This window comes from Burkholderia sp. NRF60-BP8 (assembly GCF_001522585.2).
Lineage (GTDB): Bacteria > Pseudomonadota > Gammaproteobacteria > Burkholderiales > Burkholderiaceae > Burkholderia.
In genome coordinates this window covers 1382994-1407866 of record NZ_CP013372.1, presented here as the reverse complement: position 1 = coordinate 1407866, position 24873 = coordinate 1382994, and the positions used below count along the sequence as shown (strand labels likewise).

At 67.8% G+C, this 24873-nt stretch carries 21 protein-coding genes; 6 read left to right on the top strand and 15 right to left on the bottom strand.

Translation table 11 applies throughout. From position 1 onward, the window contains the following. Positions 1–66 precede the first annotated feature (66 nt). The 8 genes from WS54_RS06470 to WS54_RS06435 form a co-directional block, all read right to left on the bottom strand. Positions 67–1512 (bottom strand): NAD-dependent succinate-semialdehyde dehydrogenase, encoded by a 1446-nt coding sequence (locus WS54_RS06470; RefSeq protein WP_059783503.1) that lies wholly within the window; start codon positions 1510–1512, stop codon positions 67–69. Positions 1513–1665: 153 nt separating this feature from the next. After that, positions 1666–2976, bottom strand: a complete 1311-nt coding sequence (locus WS54_RS06465) for a cytochrome c (protein WP_059783505.1) — start codon at positions 2974–2976, stop codon at positions 1666–1668. A gap of 15 nt (positions 2977–2991) precedes the next feature. Next, a complete protein-coding gene (locus WS54_RS06460) occupies positions 2992–5211 on the bottom strand; it encodes a xanthine dehydrogenase family protein molybdopterin-binding subunit (protein ID WP_059783508.1) in 2220 nt (739 codons plus the stop codon). 1 nt (position 5212) lies between these two features. Beyond that, entirely contained in the window at positions 5213–5668 is a 456-nt protein-coding gene (locus tag WS54_RS06455; RefSeq protein WP_034204819.1) for a (2Fe-2S)-binding protein, read from the bottom strand. A 148-nt stretch (positions 5669–5816) separates the two neighbouring features. Continuing rightward, entirely contained in the window at positions 5817–6116 is a 300-nt protein-coding gene (locus WS54_RS06450) for a putative quinol monooxygenase (protein ID WP_034204820.1), read from the bottom strand. A gap of 92 nt (positions 6117–6208) precedes the next feature. Beyond that, positions 6209–7267 (bottom strand): NADP-dependent oxidoreductase, encoded by a 1059-nt coding sequence (locus WS54_RS06445; RefSeq protein ID WP_034204821.1) that lies wholly within the window; start codon positions 7265–7267, stop codon positions 6209–6211. A gap of 234 nt (positions 7268–7501) precedes the next feature. After that, a complete protein-coding gene (locus WS54_RS06440) occupies positions 7502–8125 on the bottom strand; it encodes a TetR/AcrR family transcriptional regulator (RefSeq protein WP_059783510.1) in 624 nt (207 codons plus the stop codon). A gap of 170 nt (positions 8126–8295) precedes the next feature. Further along, positions 8296–9315 (bottom strand): DNA-binding protein, encoded by a 1020-nt coding sequence (locus WS54_RS06435; protein ID WP_059783511.1) that lies wholly within the window; start codon positions 9313–9315, stop codon positions 8296–8298. A gap of 491 nt (positions 9316–9806) precedes the next feature. On the opposite strand from WS54_RS06435, the gene WS54_RS06430 reads away from it, so the two are divergent. From WS54_RS06430 to WS54_RS06420, 3 genes are all read left to right on the top strand, one after another. Then, the gene (locus WS54_RS06430) at positions 9807–10472 is read left to right on the top strand and encodes a cation diffusion facilitator family transporter (RefSeq protein ID WP_059783513.1); all 666 of its coding nucleotides are present in this window, start codon (positions 9807–9809) and stop codon (positions 10470–10472) included. Positions 10473–10945: 473 nt separating this feature from the next. Further along, positions 10946–11353: a helix-turn-helix domain-containing protein gene (locus WS54_RS06425; RefSeq protein ID WP_059783515.1), complete on the top strand. Its 408-nt coding sequence runs from the start codon at positions 10946–10948 to the stop codon at positions 11351–11353. 2 nt (positions 11354–11355) lie between these two features. Then, on the top strand, positions 11356–12696 hold the full coding sequence (locus WS54_RS06420) for a type II toxin-antitoxin system HipA family toxin (RefSeq protein WP_059783517.1): 1341 nt from the start codon (positions 11356–11358) through the stop codon (positions 12694–12696). 157 nt (positions 12697–12853) lie between these two features. Here WS54_RS06420 and WS54_RS06415 read toward each other — a convergent pair whose 3' ends face one another. Then, positions 12854–13981, bottom strand: a complete 1128-nt coding sequence (locus tag WS54_RS06415) for a 4-hydroxyphenylpyruvate dioxygenase family protein (RefSeq protein ID WP_059783519.1) — start codon at positions 13979–13981, stop codon at positions 12854–12856. Positions 13982–14339: 358 nt separating this feature from the next. Here WS54_RS06415 and shiA point away from each other — a divergent pair, with 358 nt between their 5' ends. Next, entirely contained in the window at positions 14340–15647 is a 1308-nt protein-coding gene (gene shiA / locus WS54_RS06405) for a shikimate transporter (protein WP_034204830.1), read from the top strand. Between the two features lie 32 nt (positions 15648–15679). Here the strand turns inward: shiA and WS54_RS34420 are convergent, their stop codons facing one another. Beyond that, the gene (locus WS54_RS34420; protein WP_230624776.1) at positions 15680–16492 is read right to left on the bottom strand and encodes an HNH endonuclease; all 813 of its coding nucleotides are present in this window, start codon (positions 16490–16492) and stop codon (positions 15680–15682) included. 167 nt (positions 16493–16659) lie between these two features. Here WS54_RS34420 and WS54_RS06395 point away from each other — a divergent pair, with 167 nt between their 5' ends. Then, positions 16660–17961 (top strand): UDP-N-acetylglucosamine 1-carboxyvinyltransferase, encoded by a 1302-nt coding sequence (locus WS54_RS06395; protein WP_059783521.1) that lies wholly within the window; start codon positions 16660–16662, stop codon positions 17959–17961. A gap of 71 nt (positions 17962–18032) precedes the next feature. Here WS54_RS06395 and WS54_RS06390 read toward each other — a convergent pair whose 3' ends face one another. After that, positions 18033–18446: a PIN domain-containing protein gene (locus WS54_RS06390; protein ID WP_034204833.1), complete on the bottom strand. Its 414-nt coding sequence runs from the start codon at positions 18444–18446 to the stop codon at positions 18033–18035. Continuing rightward, complete coding sequence (locus WS54_RS06385; RefSeq protein WP_027808267.1) at positions 18433–18666, bottom strand: AbrB/MazE/SpoVT family DNA-binding domain-containing protein; 234 nt, start codon at positions 18664–18666, stop codon at positions 18433–18435. Before WS54_RS06385 ends, WS54_RS06390 begins: the two co-directional genes overlap by 14 nt. 162 nt (positions 18667–18828) lie before the next feature. Between WS54_RS06385 and WS54_RS06380 the strand changes: the two genes are divergently transcribed. Then, a complete protein-coding gene (locus tag WS54_RS06380) occupies positions 18829–19602 on the top strand; it encodes an IclR family transcriptional regulator domain-containing protein (protein WP_034204834.1) in 774 nt (257 codons plus the stop codon). Positions 19603–19709: 107 nt separating this feature from the next. On the opposite strand, the gene WS54_RS06375 is transcribed toward WS54_RS06380, so the two are convergent. From WS54_RS06375 to WS54_RS06365, 3 genes are all read right to left on the bottom strand, one after another. After that, positions 19710–22010 carry an ATP-dependent DNA helicase gene (locus tag WS54_RS06375; RefSeq protein WP_059783523.1) on the bottom strand — a complete coding sequence of 767 codons (2301 nt, stop codon included), beginning with the start codon at positions 22008–22010 and terminating at the stop codon, positions 19710–19712. After that, the gene (locus tag WS54_RS06370) at positions 22007–23701 is read right to left on the bottom strand and encodes a VRR-NUC domain-containing protein (protein ID WP_059783525.1); all 1695 of its coding nucleotides are present in this window, start codon (positions 23699–23701) and stop codon (positions 22007–22009) included. Before WS54_RS06370 ends, WS54_RS06375 begins: the two co-directional genes overlap by 4 nt. Before the next feature lie 107 nt (positions 23702–23808). Beyond that, positions 23809–24687 carry a MipA/OmpV family protein gene (locus WS54_RS06365; RefSeq protein WP_034204837.1) on the bottom strand — a complete coding sequence of 293 codons (879 nt, stop codon included), beginning with the start codon at positions 24685–24687 and terminating at the stop codon, positions 23809–23811. Between the last annotated feature and the right edge of the window lie 186 nt (positions 24688–24873).

Here is a 24873-nt window from a genome sequence, read left to right as displayed (position 1 = left end):
GCCCCCCAAAAAAAACGCCGCCGCCCCGTGCCCGGAAGCGGCGGCGTCACGACGCTCAAGTCGTCGTCAGACGGCCATCACCGTCACCGACTTCGTGACGAGATACGGCTCCAGCGCTTCCGGCCCGCCTTCCGACCCGTAGCCCGAATCCTTCACGCCGCCGAACGGCATTTCCGGCCACGGCGTCGCCGGCTGGTTGATCCACAGCATCCCGACTTCGAGGCGCTGCGTCAGCAGATGCACGTTCGCGAACGCGCGCGTGAACGCGTAGCCGGCCAGCCCGAACGGCAGTCGGTTCGCCTCGGCGATCGCGTCCTCGAGCTTGTCGAAGCCGCGAATCGCCGCGACCGGGCCGAACGGCTCGTTGTTGAACACGTCCGCTTCGAGCGGCACGTTCGCGATCACGGTCGGTGCGAAGAAGTTGCCTTCCGCGCCGATGCGCTCGCCGCCGGTCTCGATGCTCGCGCCGACCTTGCGCGCGTTGTCGACAACCGACGCCATCGCGGTCAGCCGCCGCGGATTCGCGAGCGCGCCGAGCGTCGTGCCTTCGTCGAGGCCGTTGCCGACCTTCAGCCCTTCCGCATGCTTGACCAGCGCGCGCGTGAATTCGTCGCGGATGCTGTTGTGCACGAGGAAGCGCGTCGGCGAAATGCAGACCTGCCCCGCGTTGCGGAACTTCGCACCGCCGGCGGCCTTCACCGCAAGCGCGACGTCCGCGTCCTCGGCGACGATCACCGGCGCGTGGCCGCCCAGTTCCATCGTCGCGCGCTTCATGTGCTGGCCCGCGAGCGCGGCCAACTGCTTGCCGACCGGCGTCGAACCCGTGAACGTGACCTTGCGGATCACCGGGTGCGGGATCAGGTACGACGAGATTTCAGCCGGATCGCCGTATACGAGGCCGATCACGCCGGCCGGCACACCGGCGTCGACGAACGCGCGCAGCAGCGCGGCCGGCGATGCCGGGGTTTCTTCCGGCGCCTTCACGAGGAACGAACAGCCGGTCGCGAGCGCGGCGCTCAGCTTGCGCACCACCTGGTTGACCGGGAAATTCCACGGCGTGAACGCCGCGACCGGGCCGACCGGCTCCTTCACGACCGTCTGCTGCGCACCGAGGTTGCGCGGCGGCACGATCCGGCCGTACACGCGGCGGCCCTCGTCCGCGAACCATTCGATGATGTCGGCCGCCGACAGCACTTCGATGCGCGCTTCGGCGAGCGGCTTGCCCTGCTCCTGCGTCATCAACTGCGCGATCGTGTCCGCACGTTCGCGCACCAGTGCGGCCGCCTTGCGCATCGTCGCCGCGCGCTCGTGGGCGGGCACCTTGCGCCATGCTTCGAAGCCGCGCTGCGCGGCGGCGAGCGCACGGTCGAGATCGGCGATGCCCGCGTGGGCCACCTTGCCGATCGGCTTGCCGGTCGCCGGGTTCACGACGTCGATCGTCTTGCCGCTCGCGGCGTCGACCCACTCGCCGTCGATCAGCAGTTGCGTATCCGTATAAGTCACGTTAGCCATCCAGACACCCCTACATTGCGTCGATAAAACGCGCGCTGCCGCGAGCGGCCGCGCGCCGGTTGACAGAAAAAGCCACGCCGCCGGGGCAGGCACGCACCGGGCGGCATGGGCGGCAGGCACGGCGGCCCGCCATCGTTGCGCAGCATACCGCGCTCAGTGCGCGGCCGCCGTCGCCTTGCGGAGTTTCGCGACGTCCGCCGCCTGCACCGCCGGCGCGCCGTTGTTCCAGCCGGCGCGCATGAACGTCAGCACGTCGGCGATCTGCCGGTCGTTCAACTGGTTCGAGAATGCCGGCATCGGATAGGCGGACGGCACACCGCCGATCACGAGCGTGTCGCTGCCGTTCAGCGTCACGTTGATCAGCGACGACGCATCGGCCTCCAGCACGTTCGGATTGCCCGCGAGCGGAGCAAGCAGCGGCGCATAGCCGCGCCCGTCCACGCCGTGGCAATGCAGGCAGTAAGCGTTATACACCTTCGCGCCCGGATCGGTTGCCGGCCGGCCCAGCACGGCCTGCGTCGCCTTCGGATCGTAGCGGTACGGCGGCGCACCCGTGCCGCCTGCCGCCGGCAGCGATTTCAGGTAGCGCGAGATCGCGGCCAGATCGTCGTCGGTCAGTTCCTGCGTGCTGTGGTTGATCACGCTCACCATCGAACCGAACGCGGTCGCGTGCTGGTTAGCGCCGGTCTTCAGGAACTGCGCGACGTCGGCCTCGTTCCAGCGGCCGAGCCCGGTGTTGTGCTCGCCGGTCAGGTTCGACGCGAACCAGTTGTCGATCAAGGCGCCCGACAGGAACGCCGCGCCGCTTTCGTCGAGCGCCTTCTCCTGGAAGCCGACGCCGCGCGGCGTGTGGCACGACCCGCAGTGTCCGAGCCCCTGCACCAGATACGCGCCGCGGTTCCACATCGCATCCTTCGCGGGCTTGTCCGCGTAGGGCGTCGTGTCGAGGAACACCATGTTCCACAACGCGAGCGGCCAGCGCATGTTGAGCGGCCACGGGATGTCGGACGCCCGGTTCGCCTGCTTCACCGGTTCGACGCCGTGCATGAAGTACGCATACAGCGCCTTCACGTCGTCGTCCTTCAGCTTCGCGTACGACGGATACGGCATCGCCGGATACAGGTGGTGACCGTCCTTCGCGACGCCCTTGCGCAACGCGGCGGCGAAATCGGCTTCGGTATAGCCGCCGATGCCTGTCTCCGGATCGGGCGTGATGTTGGTCGTGTAGATCGCGCCCATCGGCGTGACCATCTTCAGGCCGCCCGCGAACGGCGTGCCGCGCGGCGCGGTGTGGCACGCGACGCAGTCGCCGGCTTTCGCGAGATATGCACCGCGTGCGACGAGCGCGCTGTCGGCGGGCGCCGTCTGAGCGGCATGCGCGACCGTGCCGGCCACCAGTGCGGACAGCGCGAGCAACGAGGCACGGAGCGCGTTCAGGCTCGGGTTCAGGGTGAGATGTCGCATGGTCGTCCCCTCCCCTCAGGCCGTTTTCAGCTGGTTGCCGACCGGCAGCTTGCGCAGCCGCGTGCCGGTGGCCGCGAAGATCGCGTTCGACAGCGCCGCCGCGGTCGCGGCCGTGCCCGGCTCGCCGATCCCGCCCGGCGCCTCGCCGCTCTTCACCAGATGGACTTCGATCGGCGGCGTCTCGTTGATTCGCATCACCCGGTAGTCGGTAAAGTTGGTCTGCACGACGCGGCCGTCCTCGATCGTGATCTCGCCGTACAGCGCGCCCGTGATCCCGAAGATGATGCCGCCCTGCACTTGCGCCTCGATCGTGTTCGGATTCACGTACATGCCGCAGTCGACCGCGCACACGACGCGCTTGACCTGCACCTCGCCGCCGTCCACCGCCACGTCGATGACGATCGAGAAAAAGCTGCCGAACGCGTGCATGACCGACACGCCGCGCCCTTGCCCCTTCGGCAGCGACGCGCCCCAGCCGGCCGCCTTCGTCGCGACGTCGAGCACGTTGCGCGCGCGCGGCGTCTTGTCGAGCAGTGCGCGGCGGTACTGCACCGGATCGGTCTTGGTCTGGGCGGCCAATTCGTCGATGAAGCTCTCGACGACGAACGTGCTGCGCGTGGGCCCGACGCCGCGCCAGAACGCGGTCGGCACGTGGCGCGGCTCCTGGCGCACGTAGTCGACGAGCTGGTTCGGCAGGTCGTACGGCAGCTCGGCCGCGACCTCGACCGCGTCGGGATCGACGCCGTCCTTGACCGCGGGCGGCGCGAAGCGCGCGAGAATCGACGAGCCGACGATCCGGTGCTGCCACGCGACCGGCTTGCCGTTCGCGTCGAGGCCGGCCGAGATCGTGTCGTAGTAGCACGGCCGGTACATGTCGTGCTGGACGTCTTCCTCGCGCGTCCAGATCACCTTCACCGGTGCCGCGACCTGTTTGCCGACCTTCACGGCCTGGCCGACCATGTCGGTTTCGAGCCGCCGGCCGAATCCGCCGCCGAGCAGATGGTTGTGCACGACGATCTTGTCCGGCGCCAGCCCGGTCAGTTGCTGCGCCGTGTCGCGCACGCGGGTCGGCACCTGCGTGCCGACCCAGATGTCGCAGCCGTCGCCGCGCACGTGCACCGTGCAGTTCACGGGCTCCATCGTCGCGTGGGCGAGCAACGGCTGTTCGTAGACGGCGTCGACGCGCGTCTTCGCGTTCGCGAACGCCTTGCCGACGTCGCCTTCCTTGCGCGCGACCGCGCCCTTGCCGTTCGCCGCCGCATGCGCGAGATCCGCGAAAAGATCCTTCGTCGACACCTTTGCGTCCGCGCCTTCGTTCCACTTCACGACGAGCGCCGATGCGCCGCGCTTCGCGGCCCACGTGTGATCGCCGACCACCGCGACCGCGTTGTCGACGCGCACGACCTGACGCACGCCGGGGATTTTTCTCGCGGCCGTGTCGTCGACGCTCGCGACCGTGCCGCCGAACACCGGGCTGTTCACGATCACCGCATACAGCATGCCGGGCACGCGCACGTCGAGCCCGAACTGCGCGGTGCCGTCGACCTTCTCCGGCGAATCGAGGCGCTTCGCGGGCGTGCCGATCAGCTTGAAATCCGCCGGCTGTTTCAGCACGACGTCCTTCGGCACCGGCAGCTTCGCCGCGGCGTCGGCCAACTGCCCGTACGATGCGCGCCGGCCGCTCGGCGGATGCTGCACTTCGCCGTTCGCCGCGCGGCAACTGGCCGGATCGACGTTCCATTGCTTCGCGGCCGCCGCGACAAGCAGCGTGCGCGCCGTCGCGCCCGCGCGGCGCAGCGGATCCCACGCGTAGCGCACCGACGTCGAGCCGCCGGTGAGCTGGCCGCCGAGCAGCGGGTCGAGGAACAGCTTCTCGTTCGGCGGCGCATGATCGAGCGTCACGCTCGACAGCGGCACTTCGAGCTCTTCCGCGATCAGCATCGGCAGCGCCGTATAGACACCCTGCCCCATCTCGACCTTCGGCATCACGAGCGTGACCTTGCCGGCGCGGTCGATCTGCACGAATGCGTTCGGGGCGAACACGCCGGGCGCAGCGGGTTCGGCTGCGTCGCCGCCGATCACCGAGCGGCGCGCATCGTCGCCCGCCGCCGGCAGGCTGAAGCTGAGCAGCAAGCCGCCGCCGGCCGCCGCGCCGAGCGACATGCCGAGTTTGAGAAACCCGCGGCGCGACACGCCCGCGCCGGCCCGACCTGCTTCGATCAGTCCACGTGACATGTCAGGCCTCCTTCGCGGCTTGTTTGACGGCCGTGCGAATCCGGTGGTACGTGCCGCAGCGGCAGATGTTGCCGGCCATGGCCGCGTCGATGTCGGCATCGCTCGGATTCGGATTCGCTGCGATCAGCGCGGTGGCGGCCATCACCTGCCCCGACTGGCAGTAGCCGCACTGGACGACGTCGAGCTCGCGCCACGCCTGCTGGACCTTGTGGCCGGCCGGCGTCGCGCCGACGGCTTCGATCGTCGTGATCTTGCGGCCCGCGACGGCCGCGACCGGCAGCACGCACGAGCGCGCGGCAACGCCGTCGAGATGCACGGTGCACGCGCCGCATTGCGCGATCCCGCAGCCGAACTTGGTGCCGGTCAGACCGACGACGTCGCGCAGCACCCAGAGCAAGGGCATGTCGTCGGGGGCGTCGACCGAGCGGGTTTCGCCGTTGATGTTGAGGGTGATCATTCAGCCTCCGGGGCCGTTGTATTGGGGAAGCGGCGCGAACGGGGCGTGCTGCGCCGTGGGGTCGTCGTCGCCGTTGCGTCGTGTGCAACGGCTGCCGCACGGCCCGGGTGTGGGCGAGCCGCGGCGGGGGTGTTGCGTGCGTGCGTCGTTACTCGGCCACGTCGATGCCCGATAGCACCTTGATGACCGGCGGTGCGGTAAACCAGTCGGCCGACTTCGCACGGAATTCGCCGAAATACGGGCTCGCGAGGTGTGCGTCGAACGCCGCCTGGTCGTCGTAGATTTCGTACAGATGCAGGTTGGGCGAACCGTCCTGCTCGCGGAACAGGTCATAGCGCCGGTTGCCCGGTTCGGTGCGCGTCTTGGCGACCATGCTGCGCAGTTCGGCCTCGGCGGCCTGCGCGTGTTCGGGTTTCAGGAACAGCGAAGCAATCACGTGAAGCGCCATTTTTTCCACTCCTTTGAAAACGGAAACGAGCATGCCACAAGCCGGCGTCTCGCGACGCCAGCGTGCAGTGGCGGTCTGTCGCCGAGCGGGGATCAGGCCAGTTCGTCCGGGCCGACCCGCACGACGACCTTGCCGAAATTCTTGCCGGCGAGCAAACCGATCAGCGCTTGCGGCGCGTCGGCGAGATCGGGAACGACGTCCTCGAGCGTCTTCACCTTGCCTTGCGCGACCCACTCGCTCATGTCCTTCAGGAACGTCGCATAGCCGGTCGCATAGTGATCGAGAATGATGAAACCCTGCACGCGGATGCGCTTGCGCAGGATCGCACCCATCAGCGCCGGCACGCGGTCGCGGCCGGTCGACACGGCCTTGTCGTCGTATGCGGCGTCGTTGTAATGCGCGATGATTCCGCAGACGGGCACGCGCGCATGGTCGTTCAGCAGCGGCCACACCGCGTCGAACACGGCGCCGCCGACGTTCTCGAAATACACGTCGATGCCGTTCGGGCACGCGTCCTTCAGCTTGGCCGCAAACGCCGGATCGCGATGGTCGACGCACGCGTCGAAGCCGAGCGTGCCGGTCACGTACGCGCACTTGTCGGCGCCGCCCGCGACGCCGACCACGCGGCAACCCTTCAGCTTCGCGATCTGGCCGACCACCGCGCCGACCGCGCCGCTCGCGGCCGCGACGACCACGGTTTCGCCGGCCTTCGGTTCGCCGATCGTCAGCAGCCCGGTGTACGCGGTGAAGCCAGGCATGCCCAGCACGCCGAGCGCGTACGACGGATGCGCGAAGTCGCGGCCGAGCGGGATCAGGTCGCGCCCGTCGGACAGCGCATAGTCCTGCCAGCCGGCGCCGGCCACGACGAGATCGCCTTCGCGAAACGCCGGCAGATTCGACGCCACCACACGGCTGACCGTGCCGCCGACCATCGGCTGGCCCAGTTCGGCCGGTGGCGCATAGGACGGCGCGTCGCTCATCCGGCCGCGCATGTACGGGTCGAGCGACAACCAGACGGTGCGCAGCAGCACCTGGCCGGCGCCGGGCACCGGCACGTCGCCGGTTTCGGCGCGGAAGTTGTCCGGCGTCGGTGCGCCGACCGGGCGCGAATTCAGGACGATCTGGCGGTTTGCGGTTTTGCTTTGCGGCATGTGAGCCTCCGTCAACGGGAATGAACGTGCCGCGTGGGCACGCTCGGATCAGGGATGAACCAGCGAGAAGTGCGCGCCTGCGGCGGCGTCGGCGGTCGCGCCGGTGCGATTGCAGGCGCGCGGTTGGAACGATCGGAACAGCGTAACGCGGCGTGAGACATTCGTCATGAATGATTGAGTAGACCAGTCGTCTAGAATCAAGGCAAAAACAAGGCGCGCCCATGCGCGCCCGGATTACGACTGCGCTCCGTCCCGCGGTGCGGCCGGCGGCAGGTTCAGCATGCGCCGCGTTTCGGCCATCGCCCTTTCGAGCGGTTTGCGGTTGCGGTGAATCTTTTCCAGCAGCGTCGCGCCCAGCCACAGCTCGTACAGGATCGCGGCCGTGTACGACGGATCGTCGACGCCGCTCAGCGAACCGTCGGCGAGCCCGGCCTCGATGCCGCCCGCGAGCCGCTCGATGATCTGGCTGGTGCCGCGCCGCAGTACCGTGCGCATCGCTTCCGACAGATCCGACACTTCCGCGCCGAGCTTCACCGCGAGGCACTTGCCTTCCGGATCGTCCGCGCATTGCGTGTGCAGCCAGTTGCCCCAGTACGTCATCAGGCGCTCGGCGCCGGTACCGGCCTGCTGCTCGAGCAGGTTGTCGAGATGCGCGAGATAGCCTTCGAAATACGATTCGAGCAGCGCTTCGCCGAATGCCTCTTTCGAGCCGAAGTAATGGTAGAACGAGCCCTTCGGGATGCCCGCCGCAGCGAGAATCTCGTTCAGACCGACCGCCGAAAACCCCTTGTGGAGCATGATCGGCTTCGCGATATTCAGGATGTGCTGGCGGACTTCGGCGCCTGAAGATGCATTCATGATGGCGTATGGTAGCAACGATTAGACCGGTCGTCTAGTAACGTCGAGCCGGCATGTTGAGCGGCACTTTACCCGATCCCCGTCGCGAGCCCAATGCCTGGCCGGCGCGCTTCTCGTCTGCCCGGGGCGTGCGCGGGCCGCATGTCATCCGCGGCGAGTCGGTTGCGCCGTCAGCGCGGCGCTTCGTCGGCACGCTTTCTCATGCGCGCCCGACGCTCGCTGCGTTCGGCGGCCGGAGCGCTCTTGACTCCGCGCAACGGCGGCCGGCGCACCAGCGCCGCCATCTCGCGCCTCACCGCATCGAGCTCGTTGCCGCGCGCCGCCTCGGCCGCCAGTGCGCCGTCGAGCTGCCCCTGAAGCACGCCGCAGCGATGCAGCGCGTCGCCGAGTTGCGCCTGTAGCGCGGCCATGTCTTTCCGCTGCTGCGCATCGCGTTGTTCCGCGCGCGACGCGGCCGCGTCGAGCTCCTTTTGCAATCGCGCGGCGGCGAGCCGCTCGCGATCGATCTCCTGAAGCGCCCGTTTCTCCGACGCGCGCAGGCGCTCCTCGGCGCGACCGGCGTCGTCGCGCAACCGGTCGAGCTGGGTGGTGAAATCCGCACGGGCCTCGGCGAGTGCACGATCGCCCTCCGCGTTGTCGGCCTTCAGGCGCTCGATATCCGCTTGCAGCGCTTGCCGCGATGCATCGTCCGCCGCCCTCGCCTGCTCCAGTTCCTGAATGCGGACCTGCGCGGCCAGCAGCGCCGCCGTGCGTTGCTCCAGCGCGGTTTCGGTACGGGCCAGATCGGCCTGCAACGTCGCGACTTCCGCGTGCGCCGCGGCCCGCTCGGCTTCGACTTCCGCGCGCAGCGTGTCGAGGGCCGCGGCCGCCGCGGTGGTCGAGCGGTTCCACAGTGCCGCGACGAGTTCGCCCGCTGCTGCCTGCAAATCGGCCGGCAGGTCCGGATGCTCGATGCGCACACGGCTTTTTTCCCGCAGCTCGGCCCAGAACTCGCCGAGGACAGCCGTCGGCGTGCTCATGCTGCCCTTGCGAACGAGCTGGTACAGGCGGTTCGCCGTCGGCGTGACGCCGAAGCGGAAGAACAACAGCGCGCAGACTTCGCGGTACAGCTCGCGTGTTTTCGGGAAGTCGGCCTTGAGGCGCTCGATTTCGGCGGTCAGGCGAGGTTCATCGGCGACGAGATCGGACATGGCGGGTTCTATCGAGAATTTTGATGAATAATATAACGTAAACCGTCAAATATCCAATCATCGAATGGTTTGCTTTTGACATTATTTCTATAATGTCGAGAATTTCGTGGTGGAAGACGAGCGAGTCCAGCCCTGCTTGTTACGGCGCGGTGCGATGCGGAATCAAAACGCTGGAATCCCCCTATTGGGTCATGGCCGCAGATTCACTCGCCGAGTGTCTCGGGGCATCCACTGGATCGGGACAACCGCCCTTCGCACGGCAGCCGGACAAGATCGCGCCACACGCGCGGCAACAAAACCCCGGCGTACGCGCAAGGGCGATACGAGGCGCGCCGCCCTCCAGCAGTCGGATGCCGCCTCCCAGAAGAAGTCGATCAATTGCCGCGTCAGGAGCTGTGGATCGACACGCGCCTTCGTTTGACCCTGTCATTCGCGTGCCACCTGCTGCCGGTAACGTTCGAAGCCGCCCCGATTCCGACAAGCGAACCGACATGCAGCGCCCGTCGCGCGCCACGCCCCACGTTTACGCAGCCACGTCCCGCGTCCTCGCCGTCAGCCTCGCGATCAACCTGCTGCTGCTCGCCGTCGAGACGGCGGCGGCATGGTCCGCGCATTCGTCGGGACTGCTCGCGGACGTCGCGCACGCCGCGATCGATCTTGCGGCCGATGCGCTGATCCTCGTCGCGTGCCGGTTCGACGCGCGCCTGCCGCCGGAGCGACGCCCGACCTACGAGCCGCTCGCACTCGCGGGCCTCGGCGCGTTGCTGGCCGCGACCGGCGCACAGATGATCTGGCATGCGCTGACCCGGTTCGATACGCCGCCCATCGTGCAGCCGGGCGCGACCGCGCTCGCGCTGGCTGCCGTCACGCTCGCCGGCAAGGCCGTGCTGTCGTACTGGATGCTGCGCAAGGCGCGCGAGACCGGCTCCGCGCTGCTCGAGGCGAGCGGCTGGCACGTGCGGACCGATGCGCTGTCGTCGTTGCTCGCGGCGCTCGCGATGAGTGCGGCGCTGCTCGGTTTCGGCCGTCTCGACGATCTGGCGGCGCTCACGATCGGTACGCTCGTGATCCGCACGGGCGCCGGGTTCATCCGGCGCGGCTATGCGCAGTGGCCGGCACTGGCCGATTGGACGAATCGCTCGACGCGTGGGTCGTGAACGCGGGTCGTCGCGTCGCTCGTCGATGCTTCGATACGCGCGATCGAGTGCGCGGGATGAAGAAGAGGCTCGCCCCCGCGAGCCTCTTTTGCGTGATGTCGCCATCGGCATGGCGTGCTTGGCGTACCGATGCTACCGCCCACCCGAGCGGCACGACGCTCCCGGGCAAAATCCGCACGAGCGCCGCCGAGCGACGGCCGCGGCATACGGCATGGGACGGTTTCGCGCAATGGAGTATCGGGATGCCTTGCACGGCATCCCGCGATGCACACGTATGCTCCGCGGGCGGCGTGATGGGGCGATACGCGGGTGTCGTGCGCGACGACCGCAGGCAGGTTGACCGATCGGGCTCCGCGTAACAGGCTATTGCTTGTTTTTTGTCAATACAGTCTATGGTTTGTATTTTGACGATACATGCCATAGACTGTATTTTCAGATTACAAACGATCGCCTGTCATCTCGCGGAGCGCCCGATGGCCTTTCCTGTCCAGACCTTGACCCAATTGCGCCCGATCCTCGTCGGCTTCCGCAAATCCGCGGGACTCACGCAGGCGCAACTGGCCGCCCGCCTCGGCATCACCCAGCAATCTTATGCTCAGCTCGAAGCCAATCCGTCGGCGGTCAGCATCGAACGGCTTTTCAAGGTGATGAACGCGCTTGGCGTTCGCATGATGCTCAGCCTCGACGAGCGGGATGCACCGGCGGACGCGGCCGATTCGGCTTCCGCTGCCGAACCGGTGGCGCGCCGCAAGCCGGTCGCGAGCAAGCGCGGCACAACGGCCGCCACAACCCCGACCGGGGCCGCCGTCGGAACTGCGCGGAAGCGCCCGACAGCGACGGCTCGGGCCAGGCCACGCGCGTCGGAGCGGGAGGACTGGTGACGATGGTCGCACGCACCCGCAGCAACCGGCTCGACCTGTGGATGAACGGCATTCCCGTCGGCTACTGGGAAATCCGGCGCGGGGTCGAGCGTCTCGTCTACCTGCCGGACTGGCTCGACGATCCCCAGGGCCGGCCGCTGTCGTTGTCGCTGCCCTTCACGCCCGGCAACCAGCCGCACCAGGGCGCGATCGTGGCCGACTACTTCGACAATCTGCTGCCGGACAGCGAGCCGATCCGCCGCCGCATCGCGCAGCGTTACCGGCTCCGGTCGACAGCGCCGTTCGACTTGCTCGCGTCGATCGGCCGCGATTGCGTCGGCGCGATCCAGATGCTGCCGCCCGACGAGACACCGGTCAATCTCAACGGAATCGAAGGCACGCCGCTCGACGACGCAGCTGTTGCCGATGTGCTGCGCCACGCGACCGCCGCGCCGCTGCCCGGCCGCGGGGAACCGCACGACGACCTGCGCCTGTCGATTGCCGGCGCGCAGGAAAAGACCGCGCTGCTGCGTCGGCGCAACCGCTGGCTGCGGCCGTCGGGCAGCACGCCGACGACCCACATCTTCAAGCTGCCGCTCGGGCGCGTCGGCAACATGCAGGCCGACATGCGCACGTCCGTCGAAAACGAATGGCTGTGCTCGAAGATCGTCGCCGCGTACGGCTTGCCGGTCGCACCGTGCGAGATCGGCCGGTTCGACGATCAGAAGGCGCTGATCGTCGAGCGCTTCGACCGGCGCCCGTCGCGCGACGGCTCGTGGATCCTGCGGCTGCCGCAGGAGGACATGTGTCAGGCGACCGGCACGCCGTCGGGAGCGAAATACGAAACGGACGGCGGCCCCGGCATCGAGACGATCATGGGCATCCTCGCGAATTCGGCCGACGCTTCCCGCGACCGGATGAATTTCTTCGTCGCACAGCTCGTGTTCTGGGTGCTGGCGGCGATCGACGGCCACGCGAAGAACTTCAGCATCGCGCACCTGCCCGGCAATGCGTATCGCAGCACGCCGCTGTACGACGTGCTGTCCGCGCATCCGATCATCGGTACGCGCCGCAATCAGATCCCGCCGAGCCGCGCGCGCCTGGCGATGGCCGTCTGCGGGAAGAACCGGCACTACGTGATCGGGGAAATCCGGCCGCGCCACTGGATCGCACAGGGCCGGCGCGTCGGCCTGACCGAAGACGACGTGCGGACCGCGATGACGGCCGTCGCAGCACGGACGGAGCCCGCGATTGCCGAAGCCGCCGCGCAGATCCCGGCGGATTTTCCGGCGGACGTGGCAGACGCGATATTCGCGGGCATGCGTCGGCAAAGCCGTAAACTCGCGGCGGCCGACGCGGCGTGACAAATCGACCGGCCGCGACGGGCTGCCGGTCTTCGCCGCAATACTTCGACCCTCCGTCGACGGGCGGCCCTGGCAGGACCGAAGCGGCTACGCCGCCGCGGATACGGACATCGAACGCCCGCGCCGAACCGCTTGCCGGCCGCCGGCGGCTGATCGTTCAGCCGGCGTCGCGCGCGCGGGCGAGTGCCGCGAGGTTGCCCTCGCCGAACCCGTGGTGCCCCTTGCGCTGCACGATCTCGAAAAAAATCTCGCCCGGGCGGCGTTTGACGAAGGTCTGGAAGAACAGCCTCGGCACGCCGTCGTCGCCGATCTCGCCGTCGACCAGCACCGCGCGACGGCGCAGCGCGTCGAGATCGACACCGTGCCCAGGCAGCCGCGTGTCGACGTCGTCGTAATAGCGTACGGGCGGCTCGATGAATTCGACGCCGTTCGCACGCAACGCATCGACGCACGCCAGGATGTCGTCGGTAGCCAGCGCGACGTGCTGCACGCCCTCGCCCGGATGGTCGGGCAGGTACGCATGCATCAGCTCGGTGCGCCGCGTACCTTCCTCGTAGACCGGAATCCGCACCGCGCCGCACGGCGACACCATCACGCGCGACTCCTCCGACACATGCCAGTGCGCGTCGATCTGGTGGATCTCGCGAAAATGCAGCAGGTCGTGGTAGAAATCCAGCCACTCCTGCATGCGGCCCGCGCCGACGGTTTGCGTGAAGTGGTCGACCTGCTGCAGGCCGACGCCCGCGCAATCGAGATCGGTATGCGCGGTCGCGATGTCGATCGGCCGGAAATCGATGTCGAAGATGGAGATGTCGCCGACGCCGCCGCGCTGGCCGTCCCGACCGCGCCAGCGGTCGACGAAATACAGGTGCGAATCGCCGATGCCCTGGATCGCCGGGATCCTCAGCTCGCCGACGCCCACCTTTTCGCCTTCGAACGCCCACGCCCCGAGCTGGATCGCGCGCTCGAACGCGCGCCGCGCGTTCGCCACGCGCAACCCGATCGCGCAGACGCCCATCCCGTATTCCTCCGCATAGCGCGCGGCGAACGAATCGGGCTCGGCGTTGATCAGGAAATGCATCTGCCCCTGCCGGTACAGCGTGACGTTCTTGCTGACGTGCCGCGCGATCGCCTTGAACCCGAACTGCTCGAAGCGCTGCGCGAGCGCTTCCGGCACGGGCGCCGCGAATTCGACGAATTCGAGGCCGGCCATCCCGAGCGGATTGGCGGCCGGATCGGCGACGGGCGGCGTATCGCTGGACAAGGGGTGGGAATTGCCGGGCATTCCAGTCTCCGGGGGCATGCTGTCGATGAGGGATTGTGCCCGTCGCGTGCGGCATGCGCGGCCGATGCGGCGGCCTCGCCTCCGCCCCGAACGGGCGAGTTGTCGATGCTGCAGATTTTAACCAGATCGTTCATTGCGGCACACCCCGGCCAAACGGCATATCGTCGCGCGGCCTAGTGCAAACCCGAAAAGCGTTCGATAATCGCACGGAATTGAACGATAATCGCGCACATTATCCGATTGGCCGATTGCCGCCGTGCGGCCCGCGCCCTATTCTCCGTTCACTCATCGACTTCAATGCAGCATCGGACGCGGCGCCGCCACGATTCCACGATGCGCCGTGCCAGGAGACATCGCCATGACCCCCACCTTCGACACTCTCGACGCCGCCGCCGGCGCCCGTGCGCGCAGCCAGGCCCGCAAGGCCGCGATCGGCAGCTTCGTCGGCGCCGTCGTCGACTGGTACGACTTCCTGCTGTACGGGATCGTCGCCGCGCTGGTGTTCAATTCCGAGTTTTTCCCGAAAGTCAGCCCGACGATGGGCACGCTCGCGGCGTTCGCCACCTTCGGCGTCGGCTTCCTGTTCCGGCCGCTGGGCGGCATCGTGTTCGGCCACTACGGCGACCGGCTCGGCCGCAAGCGGATGCTCGTGCTGACCGTGATGCTGATGGGGCTGTCGACGGTCGCGATCGGCCTGCTGCCGACGTTCTCGACGATCGGCTGGTGGGCGCCCGTGCTGCTGGTGCTGATGCGCGCGATCCAGGGTTTCGCGGTCGGCGGCGAATGGGGCGGCGCGGCGCTGATGGCCGTCGAGAGCGCGCCGAAGCAGAAGAAGGCGTTCTACAGCAGCGGCGTGCAGGTCGGCTACGGCGTCGGGCTCGTGCTGGCCACCGGCATCGTGTCGATCCTGAGCCATACACTCGGCGAGGCCGCGTTCAAGTCGTGGGGCTGGCGCCTGCCGTTCGTGTTCAGCATCGTGCTGGTGCTGATCGGGCTCTGGGTGCGCAAGAACATGGACGAATCGCAGGAGTTCGTCGAGAAGGTCGAGCACGGCAACCGCAAACTGCGCCTGCCGGTGCTGGAGGCGCTGACGCGCCACCCCAAGGCGTTCCTGCTGATCGTCGCGCTGCGGCTCGCCGAACTGTTCACGATGTATATCGTCACCGCGTTCGCGCTCAGCTATTCGACGACGAACCTCGGCATGTCGCGCGATCTGTTCCTGAACATCGGCCTGCTGGTGGGCGCGGTGAGCTGCGTGACGATCCCCTGCTTCGCATGGCTGGCCGACCGCTACGGCCTGCGCCGCATCTACCTGATCGGCGCGCTGATCGGCCTCGTATCCGCGGTGCCGTTCTTCGTCGCGCTGGAAGCTCGATCGATCGCATGGATCGTGATCTTCTCGATCCTGCTGGCGAACGCCGCGCACGACATGGTCGTGAGCGTCCAGCAGCCGCTGTTCACCGAGCTGTTCGGCGCCGAATATCGCTACAGCGGCGCGGGCGTCGGCTACCAGTTCGCGAGCGTCGTAGGCGGCGGGTTCACGCCGTTCATCGCGGTCGGCCTCGTCAGCCTCGCAGGCGGTTCGTGGCACCTCGTCGCCGGCTATCTGGCGTTCGGCTGCCTGATCTCGCTGGCGGTCGCCGCGCGGATGCGGGCGGCGCAATGACGTGATGAGCGCGTGGCCGGCAAGTGCACCGGTTACGCGCGAACGAGGCGTGGCAACCGTGCGTAGAGGCGTTCGACGAGTTGTTGGGCGCCCTCGCCGTAATGCAGTTCGCGGTGGCAGTTCGGGCACACGGCTACCGTGTTCGACACGAGATCGGGCCCCCGCTCCGCCAGCTTACGGACATGATGTACCTCCAAATACGGCAGTCCGTCCGCGCCTTTGAAGGGCGCAGGCTCGCGACAGCATTCGCAGGTGCCGTTCGCTTGCGCCAACACCCAAGCCTTGACCGAGGGATCGCGGCGAATCTGGGTCACGGTTGCATGGGTGACCTCAGGGCTCGCGCTGCCCGGCGGCGGCACGATCTGCGGCTTTTTCAACGCGTCGCGTACGTCGAGTTCGAATTTCACGGTCGGCGCGGCTGATCGCTGCTCTAGTTCGTTGATGAATTGTTCGATCAACGCGCCGTTCGAGCCGACGTTCTTTGCTGGCTTGAGACCGGGAAGCCATTGGCGGCCCATCAGCGCCAGCACATACGAAATGTTCTGCATTCGATACTCGAACGCTTTTGCGGTGCGATTGAATCGCGCGGCCAGCTTTTCGTACACCGCTTTCTTGACGTACGACTGACCCGCGCGCTCGCTCTCGAGCATTTTGAGATATTCGTCGACCGACGAACGGAGTTCATCGCGCGTCCATGGCCGGCCGTCTGCATTCGCAGAAACGTCGTCAGATAAGGAGGATTTAGGTGTTGGGGTCGACATGAAGGTCGGATTCGGGAGTCCGATCTCGATTTTACGAGATAAGAGGCCGATCCGATCCTCATCATGGAAACCGGCCGTTTTCATTTTCCCGCGCCGACCGCCCCGTTGGATTGCCGATCACACCCGCGTCCAACGTCAAACACGGTCAATCGAGCACCCCGATTCCCCTTTTCCCCTCCGAACACTCCACGCCGCGTGCCGACCAATGGCATCATATGGGCCTACGTCAGTCACCGATACGCCCCCATATCATGTCGAATCTCATCGTCCACGGCGGCACTCCGCTGCGCGGGGACATCAAGCCGTCCGCGAACAAGAACGCCGTCCTGCCGATTCTGTGCGCCACCCTGTTGACCGATCAGCCGCTGCGCCTCGTCGGCGTGCCGGACATCACCGACGTGCGCAAGATCCTCGACATCTTCCGCACGCTCGGCAGCGACGTGTCGGTCGATTTCACGACGGGCCTGCTCGAGCTTCATCATCGCAACACGCAATTCGATCCGGCCATCCACCGGCTGCCCGAGGCGATGCGTTCGTCGATCATGCTGATTCCGCCGCTGCTCGCGCGCTTCGGCGTCGCACGCCTCGAGAACGACGTGAAAGGCTGCACGCTCGGCGTGCGCGAGATCGATCCGCACGTCGAGGTGTTCGAACGTTTCGGCGCACACATCGAGCGCACGCCCGATTCGCTGATCGTCCGTACCGACGGGCCGCTGACGGCCAACGATCACTGGCTCGACTACGCGTCGGTGACGACCACCGAGAACTTCGCGCTGTGCGCGACGGCCGCGAACGGCACGTCGACGCTGATGAACGCGGCCTCCGAGCCGCACGTGCAGGAGTTCTGCCAGTTCCTCGCGATGATCGGCGTCGTGATCGAGGGCATCGGCACGTCGCGGCTCTGCGTGACGGGCGGCGGCAAGCTCGGCGGCGGCGAGTTCCGCTTCGCCGAGGATTTCCATGAAATCGCGACGTTCCTTGCGCTCGGCGCGATCACGGGCGGCGACATCACGGTGCGCAATTCGTCGCCCGAGCATTTCCCGCTGATCGACCGCACCTTCGCGAAATTCGGCGTCACCGTCACGCACCGGGACGGCTGGTCGCGCGCGGAGCGCGACGGCCCGCTGCGCGTGCGCCGGCCGTTCACGCAGAACATCCTGACCAAGGTCGAGGCCGCGCCGTGGCCGTACCTGCCGGTCGACCTGCTGCCGATCTTCATCGCGCTCGGCGTGCGCGCGGAAGGCAGCGCGATGTTCTGGAACAAGGTCTACGACGGCGCGCTCGGCTGGTCCGGCGAACTGTCGAAGTTCGGCGCGCACGTGTTGTTGTCCGACCCGCACCGGCTGATCACGTTCGGCGGACTGCAACTGACGCCGGCGCGCGTCGAGAGCCCGTACATCATCCGCGTCGCGATCGCGCTGCTGATGGTGGCGGCGAGCATCGAAGGCCGCTCGGAAATCATGAACGCGCTGCCGATCCGCCGCGCGCATCCGCATTTCGTCGAGAACCTGCGTTCGGTCGGCGCGAACGTCGAGTGGACGAGCAGCGAGTAAGGCCACGACGGATGCGGCGCGCGTAACGGTCGCGTCGCATCCGCTTCCCCATTTTTCCGGTTCGTCCGTCCTCAAGCAAACGGATTGCGCAATACCGGACCGCCGTCCACTTGCAAGCCGTCGTGCATGTCTTCGGTGTACAGATATTCGCACCCCTCGATCGAAGCAGTGGCCACGATGCATGCGTCGTAGAAGGACAGCCGATGCCACTCCGCCAGCCGCCGCGCGAGGTCGTGCGCATCGACGGTGAGCGGCACGACATGGCACAAACGCCTGATCGGCTCCAGAAACTCCCCGACCTCGCGCCACGGCATCCGCAGTTTGCGGTTGCAGACACTGGCGACCTCGTTCAATACCTGGACGCTGAGGGTTGGCCGCCGCAGGAACAGCGCTTCCGCACGATTTGCCTTGGTTTCGTCGTCGGACAGCAGATAAAGCACGACATTGCTGTCGACGAACGATTTCTCCGTCTCAATCCTGCTCATTCGCATCGTCCCGGCTGAACTTGAAATCGGCGGGCAACTTGCCCCTGAAGCGCCGCAGCCGCTCCAGAAGCTCGTCGGGCCTCGGCTTGCGGCTCACCGCGAAAACCCGGGGACTGTCGACCACAATCTCGATATCGTCGCCTTCGCGGAGTTCCAGTGCGTCAACCACACTGGCCGGAAGGCGAACTGCCAGGCTATTGCCCCATTTTGCGACTTGCATATGAGCCCCCATAGATATACGCGATAGATTGTATATCCATGGTGCAAGTCCGCAAGCTGGCCGAATGATGTAGTCCGCATACCAAGCATGTCGCAGTGCCTCGCCACTCGCGCGATAATCGCCCACTCCCGCGCGAACATCGCGCGCCACTGCCCGCCCGTGATGACAAAAAAGCCCGATCTCGACCGACGCGACTGGATTGCCGGCCTCGAAAAAGGCCTGATGATCCTGGAGGCGTTCGACAGCCAGCACGCGCGCATGACGCCCACGCAGGCCGCCGCGCGCACCGGCCTCACGCGCACGGCCGCGCGGCGCTACCTGCTGACGCTCGAGTCGCTCGGCTACGTGTACACCGACGGCAAGCTGTACGGCCTCACACCGCGCGTGCTGCGGGTCGGCTGGTCGTACTTCGATTCAGCGCGGCTGCCGCGCACGGTCCAGCCTTATCTGCAGCAACTGAGCGCGTCGCTGAACGAATCGGCGTACGTCAGCGTGCTCGACGGCTGGGAACTCGTGTTCATCGCCCGCAACGGCGTGTCGCGCGTGATGACGACGGGCTTCGTGCTCGGCGCACGCGTGCCGGCGCCGCTGACGTCGCCCGGTGTCGTGCTGCTCGCCCATCATCCGGATCGCGAGGCCGTGCGCGCGTGGCTCGACGAGACCGAGTTGCCGCCGTTCACGCCGCACACGATCACCAACAAGGCGCGGCTGCTCGAACAGGTCGACCAGGCGCGCGACGCCGGCTACGCGGCGATCGAGCAGCAGTTGCAGGTCGGCGTGCGCGGGATCGCGGTGCCGCTGAAGAACCGTCACGGCGAAGTCGTCGCCGCGCTGAGCACGAACATGCCGATCGGCGCGGAGACGAGCGACGCGGCCGTGAGGCGCGTGCTGCCGCATCTGCAGGAGGCGGCGCTCGCGATGCTCAACGTGCTGTAGCGCACCCTGCTCGCCGCGAACGGCCCCAGTGCAACGCCTGCAACCCCGCTACGTAACGAATAGCGCCCTGAGCCGCAACCGGCAGTCCGTCGGCCGGTTTTTGCCCTTCACCCGATCCGCCACCACCGCGGCAACAGATTGCGCACTTCGCGCCGCCGGTAACGGTCGTCGATCAGATGCACGACGCCCTCGTCGTGCTCGGTTCGGATCACGCGCCCGGCCGCCTGTACGACCTTCTGCAACCCCGGGTACAGGTACATGTAGTCGTAACCGTTGCCGAAGCGCGCATCCATCGCGCGCCGCATCTGCTCGTTGACGTCGTTGACCTGCGGCAATCCGAGCGTCGCGATGAACGCGCCGATCAGCCGCTCGCCGACCAGGTCGACGCCTTCCGAGAAAGCCCCGCCCAGCACCGCGAAACCGACGCCGCGGCCGGCCGCGTCGAAGCGCGCGAGAAACGCGTCGCGCTCGCTTTCGGCCATGCCGGGCGCTTGCGCCCACACGGGGACGTCCGGATGGCGCGTCTGCATCAGCGCGACCACGCGCCCGAGGTAGTCGAAGCTGCTCAGGAAGCCGAGATAGTTGCCGGGCCGGGCCGCGTATTGCGCGGCGATCAGGTCGGCGATCGGCTCGAGCGAGCGATCGCGGTCGCGCCAGCGCGTCGACACGTGACTCGCGACGCGCACCGTCAGTTGCTCGGCGCGGAACGGCCCATCGACGTCGAGCCAGCCCGTATCGCCGGGTAGCCCGAGCGTGTCGCGGTAGAAATGGAACGGGCTCAGCGTGCCCGAGAACAGCACGGTTGCGCGCGCGGCTTCGTAGCGCGGCGCCAGGAAACCGGCCGGGATCACGTTGCGCACGCACAGCGTCGACTGGACGCGGCGCCGGCGACCGGCCGTCGCGACGCCGTCGAGCGCGGGCTGCCGCGGGATCGGTTCGCCATGCAGCGTCGCGTCGAAGATCGATGCGCTGTCGAACGCTTCGGCCAGCACGCCGAACTGGATCGCCTCGAAATGAAAGCGCAGCAGCGCGTCGCCGTTCGCGCGCGGCGCGTCGGTCAGGTGTTCGCCGATCGCCGCGACGAGGTTTTGCACGGCCGACACGATCGGGCCCGGCACGTCGGGATAGGCCGCATAGCGCTCGGCCTGCGCGCGATTGAGCGTGCCCCACGCACGGGCCAGCCGGTCGAATGCCTTGCGCAGCGCCGCGGGCGCGGCTTCGCGCGCGGCCGTGAACGCGAACGGATCGAGCGACGCGCTGTACATCTTGCGGGCGCGGTCGAGCAGGTTGTGCGCTTCGTCGACGAGCACGCCGACGCGCCACTGGTTCTGCTGCGCGAGCGTGTGCAGCATCGCGCTGCCGTCGTAGTAGTAGTTGTAGTCGCCGATCACCATGTCCGACCAGCGCGCGAGTTCCTGCGCCAGGTAGTACGGACAGACGTCGTGCGCGAGCGCCGCGGTGCGCACGGTATCGCGATCGAGCAGCCCGGCCTCGATCGCCGCATCGCGCGCGGCCGGCAGCCGGTCGTAGAAGCCTTTCGCGAGCGGGCACGATTCGCCGTGACACGCGTTGTCCGGATGCTCGCAGGCCTTGTCGCGCGCGACGAGCTCCAGCACGCGCAGCGGCAGCGCGGGCGTGCCGGCGCCGAGCGTCGTCGCCGCTTCGAGCGCGAGCGCGCGGCCGGGCGTTTTCGCGGTCAGGAAAAACACGTGGTCGAGCTCGCCCTCGCCGCAGGCCTTCAGCAGCGGGAACACGGTGCCGAGCGTCTTGCCGATGCCGGTCGGCGCCTGCGCCATCAGGCAGCGTTCGTCGCGCGCCGCGCGATAGACGGCCACCGCCAGCTCGCGCTGGCCGCTGCGGAACTGCGCGTGCGGAAACGCGAGCGCGCGCAGCGCCGCGTCGCGTGCGGCGCGATGGGCCGCCTCGCGTTCGGCCCAGCCGACGAAGCACGCGCACTGCTCGGCGAAGAACGTCGCGAGCGTGCCGGCATCCAGCGTTTCCGTCAGCACGGTCTCGCGCTCGGACACGATGTCGAAATACACGAGCGCGACGTCGATTTCCTTCAGATCGCGCGCATCGCACATCAGGTGCGCATAGACCTTGGCCTGCGCCCAGTGCAGCGCACGATGATTGGCCGGCATCGCGTCGAGGCTGCCGCGATAGGTCTTGATTTCCTCGAGCCGGTTCGCCACGGGATCGTAGCCGTCTGCGCGGCCGCGCACGGTGAGCGTGCCCCACGTGCCCGTCAGCGCGATCTCGGTTTCGTAGCGCGCGCCGCGCTTCGACGTGACCGCGCCGTGGCCGGCGATGCCTTCGAGCGCGGTCGGCACGGGCGTGAAGCGCAGGTCGAGATCGCCGCGCCGCGCGGTGAATTCGCACATCGCCCGCACCGCGACGACGTAGCTCATGCGGACAACCCCGCCGCTTCGGCGTGCGCGGCGGCCCCGACGGCCCACTCGACGTCGACGACGCGCACCGGCATGCGGTGCGCGATGCAGTAGGCGAGCCAGCGTGTCTGGTTGTCCTGCAGCCGATCGCCGGGGCCCTTCACCTCGATCAGCTCGTAGCGGCGTTCGTCGGGCCAGAAGCGGACGAGATCGGGCAGGCCGGACCGGTTGCTGCGGATATCCGCGAGCAGGCGCGTGAACCATAGCCGCAGATGCTCGGGCGGCAGGCAGGCGAGCGCTTCGTCGAGCAGCGTGTCGGTCAGCACGCCCCAGAACACGAACGGCGATTGCAGCCCGGCCTTCGTCGCGAAATGCCGGCGGATCGTGTCGCGGTACGCGCCCGAATCGAGCTGCGCGAAGCATGCATCGAAGGCCGCCGCGCGGCGCACGGCGAAATCGGGCGCGTGCAGATCGGCCGGGCCGCGCTGGAACGGGTGAAAGAACGCACCGGGCACGGCCGCGAACACGGGCTCCCAGCACAGCAGCCCGAACAGCGAATTGATCAGCGTGTTTTCGACGTAGTGGACCGGCGAAGCCGGCTGCGCGAGATGATCGCGCACGGCGAATTCGACGCTGACGGATGCGTCGGGACGCGCCAGCACGAGCGTCTCGCGCGGCACGTCGGCGGCGGCGGCCGCGCGTTCGACCCGCTGGCCGGCCCGGCGCTGCAGGCGCGGCAGCATGCGCTCGACGCGCTGACGTTCCTCGTCGCTCTCGAAACCGCCGCGCGCGTCGAGCGCCAGCGCGAGCGCGTCGTCGTCGCGTCCGCAGCGTTCGAGCACGCGGATGCGCCGGTGGCGGCTGCCGGGCCACGCGCTGCGGGTATACGCGTCGAGGGCGGTGCCCCAGTCGGCACGGCGCTCGCACGCCTGGCCGAGCGCGAACAGCAGCTTCGCGCGGCGCGTCGCGAGCCACGGCTGCGCACAGCCGACGGCGTCCAGCGCGCGGATCAGGTCGTCGAACGGCAGATCGTCGGGCCATGCATCGAGCGCGTCGCGGCACATCTGCAGCGCGAGATACGCGTCGACGTCGCCACGCTGCTGGAACGCGCGCGACGACGGCGCGATCGGCACGCTTTCGTACTGAAACACGCCGAGATCGGCGAGCACGAATTCGCTCCAGTCCTGATGCAGATTGCCGAAGAACATCAGCCGCAGCCGGTCGCACAGGGCGCCGACCGTCACGCGCAGTACGCGGTCGTCGGCCTGTGCGCACCACGCGTCGAGCGGTTGCGCGACGTCGTGCGCGGGGCGCAGCCGGTCGAGCCAGTCGGCCTTGCGTTCGCCCGCATGCGCGGCGAGCGACGGAAAGATGCGCATCAGCTCGGCCTTGGTCGACAGCGCGAACAGCTCGTCGAGCGTGAGCGGCGGCGCCGGATCGACCCAGCCGAGGGCGACGAGCGGCGCGGCGGCGTCGAGCGTGCAGCCGATCTCGTCGTACACGAGCTTGCTCGCGCGGAAATCGGACCCGTTGCGCATCAGCATCCGCACGAGCAGCGCCCGCGACGCCTGCGGCAGCGTCGCGAACTGCCGGACGAACGCGTGCTCGTGCGCGTCGAACAGGTCGTCGTAACGCTCGCCGAGCCAGGCCAGCGCGCGTTCGAAATTGGTCAGGTAGTAAAACGCCGGAGGCGTCGGCGAGGCAGGCGTCACGGGGATCGATCACTGTACATTTGTACAGGTCGCAATCATATCAAATATGACGGGCGATGCCGCACCCGGCACCGCCCTCCCGCTATCCGGCTTCGATCCGGCCTCGGTCAGAACTGGTAATTCACCGACATGTCGAACACGCCGTTGGTCGACTGCTGCGTGATCGGGCTGCGCGCCGCGCGGCCGACGAGCTGCTCGATCGCGCCGTCCATCGTGACGAACCAGTGCTTGTTCACGAACCACACCATCGTCACGCCGAGGCCGGCCGACTTGATCCCGGCCCCCGACGAGTAGGCCGGCAGCCCCGAGCGCGCGGCCGCGCCCTGGTTCACGCCGAACCAGCTGTTCATGTAGCGAGAGTCGGCGAACGACACGGTCGGCCCCGCGAACCAGAAGAAGTGTTCGTTGCTGCCGGGCATCGGCATGTAAGCGGAGAAATCGCCGGTCCAGCCGTTCGACCCGCCAATGCTGCGCCGGACGTCCGCACGCAGCACGAGCGGGAAATCCTTCGAGACCACGTAATCGGCGGCGAGCTTCATCACGGGTGCCGCGTTGATGTTGTCGAGGCCGTTCAGGTGGCCGAGATCGTCGGCCGAACGGCGCCCGAGGTCGTAGCCGACCGCCAGGCTCACGCGCCAGTTCGGCCCGCGCAGCACGTTCGCGCCGAGGCCCTCGCCGGTCGACAGGAAGAACAGGTCGCGATAGCGGATGTCGAAATTCGGGCCGCCCATCACGCGATAGCGGTCGGAGCCCGCGTAGCGCGGCTGCAGCGTCATCGCGGCGCCGACGCTCACCTGCCACGTGGGAATATTCGGATCGAAGAGTTTCTGGAGCGGTACACCCGCCGTGTACTGCCATTCGCCGAGCGGCGAAGGCGTCTGGGCCGACGCGTCGCGCGCGCCGGCGGCAAGCGCTGCGCATGCCGACAGGCCGGATACGAACCGGCGTGCGCCGGGCGACAGCAACAGGCGAGCAACAGTGGTCAAGGCGGTCTCCGTCGGCTGCACGAAACGAACCTGAAGGAAAGCGCGTCGCGCTTCAGCGGCTGCAACAGTCGGCAGCCCGCTGCGCGAACGTAGTGTGCGCTGAATTAACGGACATCCTACGCGACACGCGTGCGGACGCAAAGCGCCCGTTGTGGACGGGCACTTTGCCGGGATCCGGCATGCGCC

Bases quoted from the DNA above. Each gene is read 5' to 3' on its own strand.
- WS54_RS06470 (WP_059783503.1), bottom strand. From the start codon at position 1,512: ATGGCTAACGTGACTTATACGGATACGCAACTGCTGATCGACGGCGAG.
- WS54_RS06465 (WP_059783505.1), bottom strand. From the start codon at position 2,976: ATGCGACATCTCACCCTGAACCCGAGCCTGAACGCGCTCCGTGCCTCG.
- WS54_RS06460 (WP_059783508.1), bottom strand. From the start codon at position 5,211: ATGTCACGTGGACTGATCGAAGCAGGTCGGGCCGGCGCGGGCGTGTCG.
- WS54_RS06455 (WP_034204819.1), bottom strand. From the start codon at position 5,668: ATGATCACCCTCAACATCAACGGCGAAACCCGCTCGGTCGACGCCCCC.
- WS54_RS06450 (WP_034204820.1), bottom strand. From the start codon at position 6,116: ATGGCGCTTCACGTGATTGCTTCGCTGTTCCTGAAACCCGAACACGCG.
- WS54_RS06445 (WP_034204821.1), bottom strand. From the start codon at position 7,267: ATGCCGCAAAGCAAAACCGCAAACCGCCAGATCGTCCTGAATTCGCGC.
- WS54_RS06440 (WP_059783510.1), bottom strand. From the start codon at position 8,125: ATGAATGCATCTTCAGGCGCCGAAGTCCGCCAGCACATCCTGAATATC.
- WS54_RS06435 (WP_059783511.1), bottom strand. From the start codon at position 9,315: ATGTCCGATCTCGTCGCCGATGAACCTCGCCTGACCGCCGAAATCGAG.
- WS54_RS06430 (WP_059783513.1), top strand. From the start codon at position 9,807: ATGCAGCGCCCGTCGCGCGCCACGCCCCACGTTTACGCAGCCACGTCC.
- WS54_RS06425 (WP_059783515.1), top strand. From the start codon at position 10,946: ATGGCCTTTCCTGTCCAGACCTTGACCCAATTGCGCCCGATCCTCGTC.
- WS54_RS06420 (WP_059783517.1), top strand. From the start codon at position 11,356: ATGGTCGCACGCACCCGCAGCAACCGGCTCGACCTGTGGATGAACGGC.
- WS54_RS06415 (WP_059783519.1), bottom strand. From the start codon at position 13,981: ATGCCCGGCAATTCCCACCCCTTGTCCAGCGATACGCCGCCCGTCGCC.
- shiA (WP_034204830.1), top strand. From the start codon at position 14,340: ATGACCCCCACCTTCGACACTCTCGACGCCGCCGCCGGCGCCCGTGCG.
- WS54_RS34420 (WP_230624776.1), bottom strand. From the start codon at position 16,492: ATGAAAACGGCCGGTTTCCATGATGAGGATCGGATCGGCCTCTTATCT.
- WS54_RS06395 (WP_059783521.1), top strand. From the start codon at position 16,660: ATGTCGAATCTCATCGTCCACGGCGGCACTCCGCTGCGCGGGGACATC.
- WS54_RS06390 (WP_034204833.1), bottom strand. From the start codon at position 18,446: ATGAGCAGGATTGAGACGGAGAAATCGTTCGTCGACAGCAATGTCGTG.
- WS54_RS06385 (WP_027808267.1), bottom strand. From the start codon at position 18,666: ATGCAAGTCGCAAAATGGGGCAATAGCCTGGCAGTTCGCCTTCCGGCC.
- WS54_RS06380 (WP_034204834.1), top strand. From the start codon at position 18,829: ATGACAAAAAAGCCCGATCTCGACCGACGCGACTGGATTGCCGGCCTC.
- WS54_RS06375 (WP_059783523.1), bottom strand. From the start codon at position 22,010: ATGAGCTACGTCGTCGCGGTGCGGGCGATGTGCGAATTCACCGCGCGG.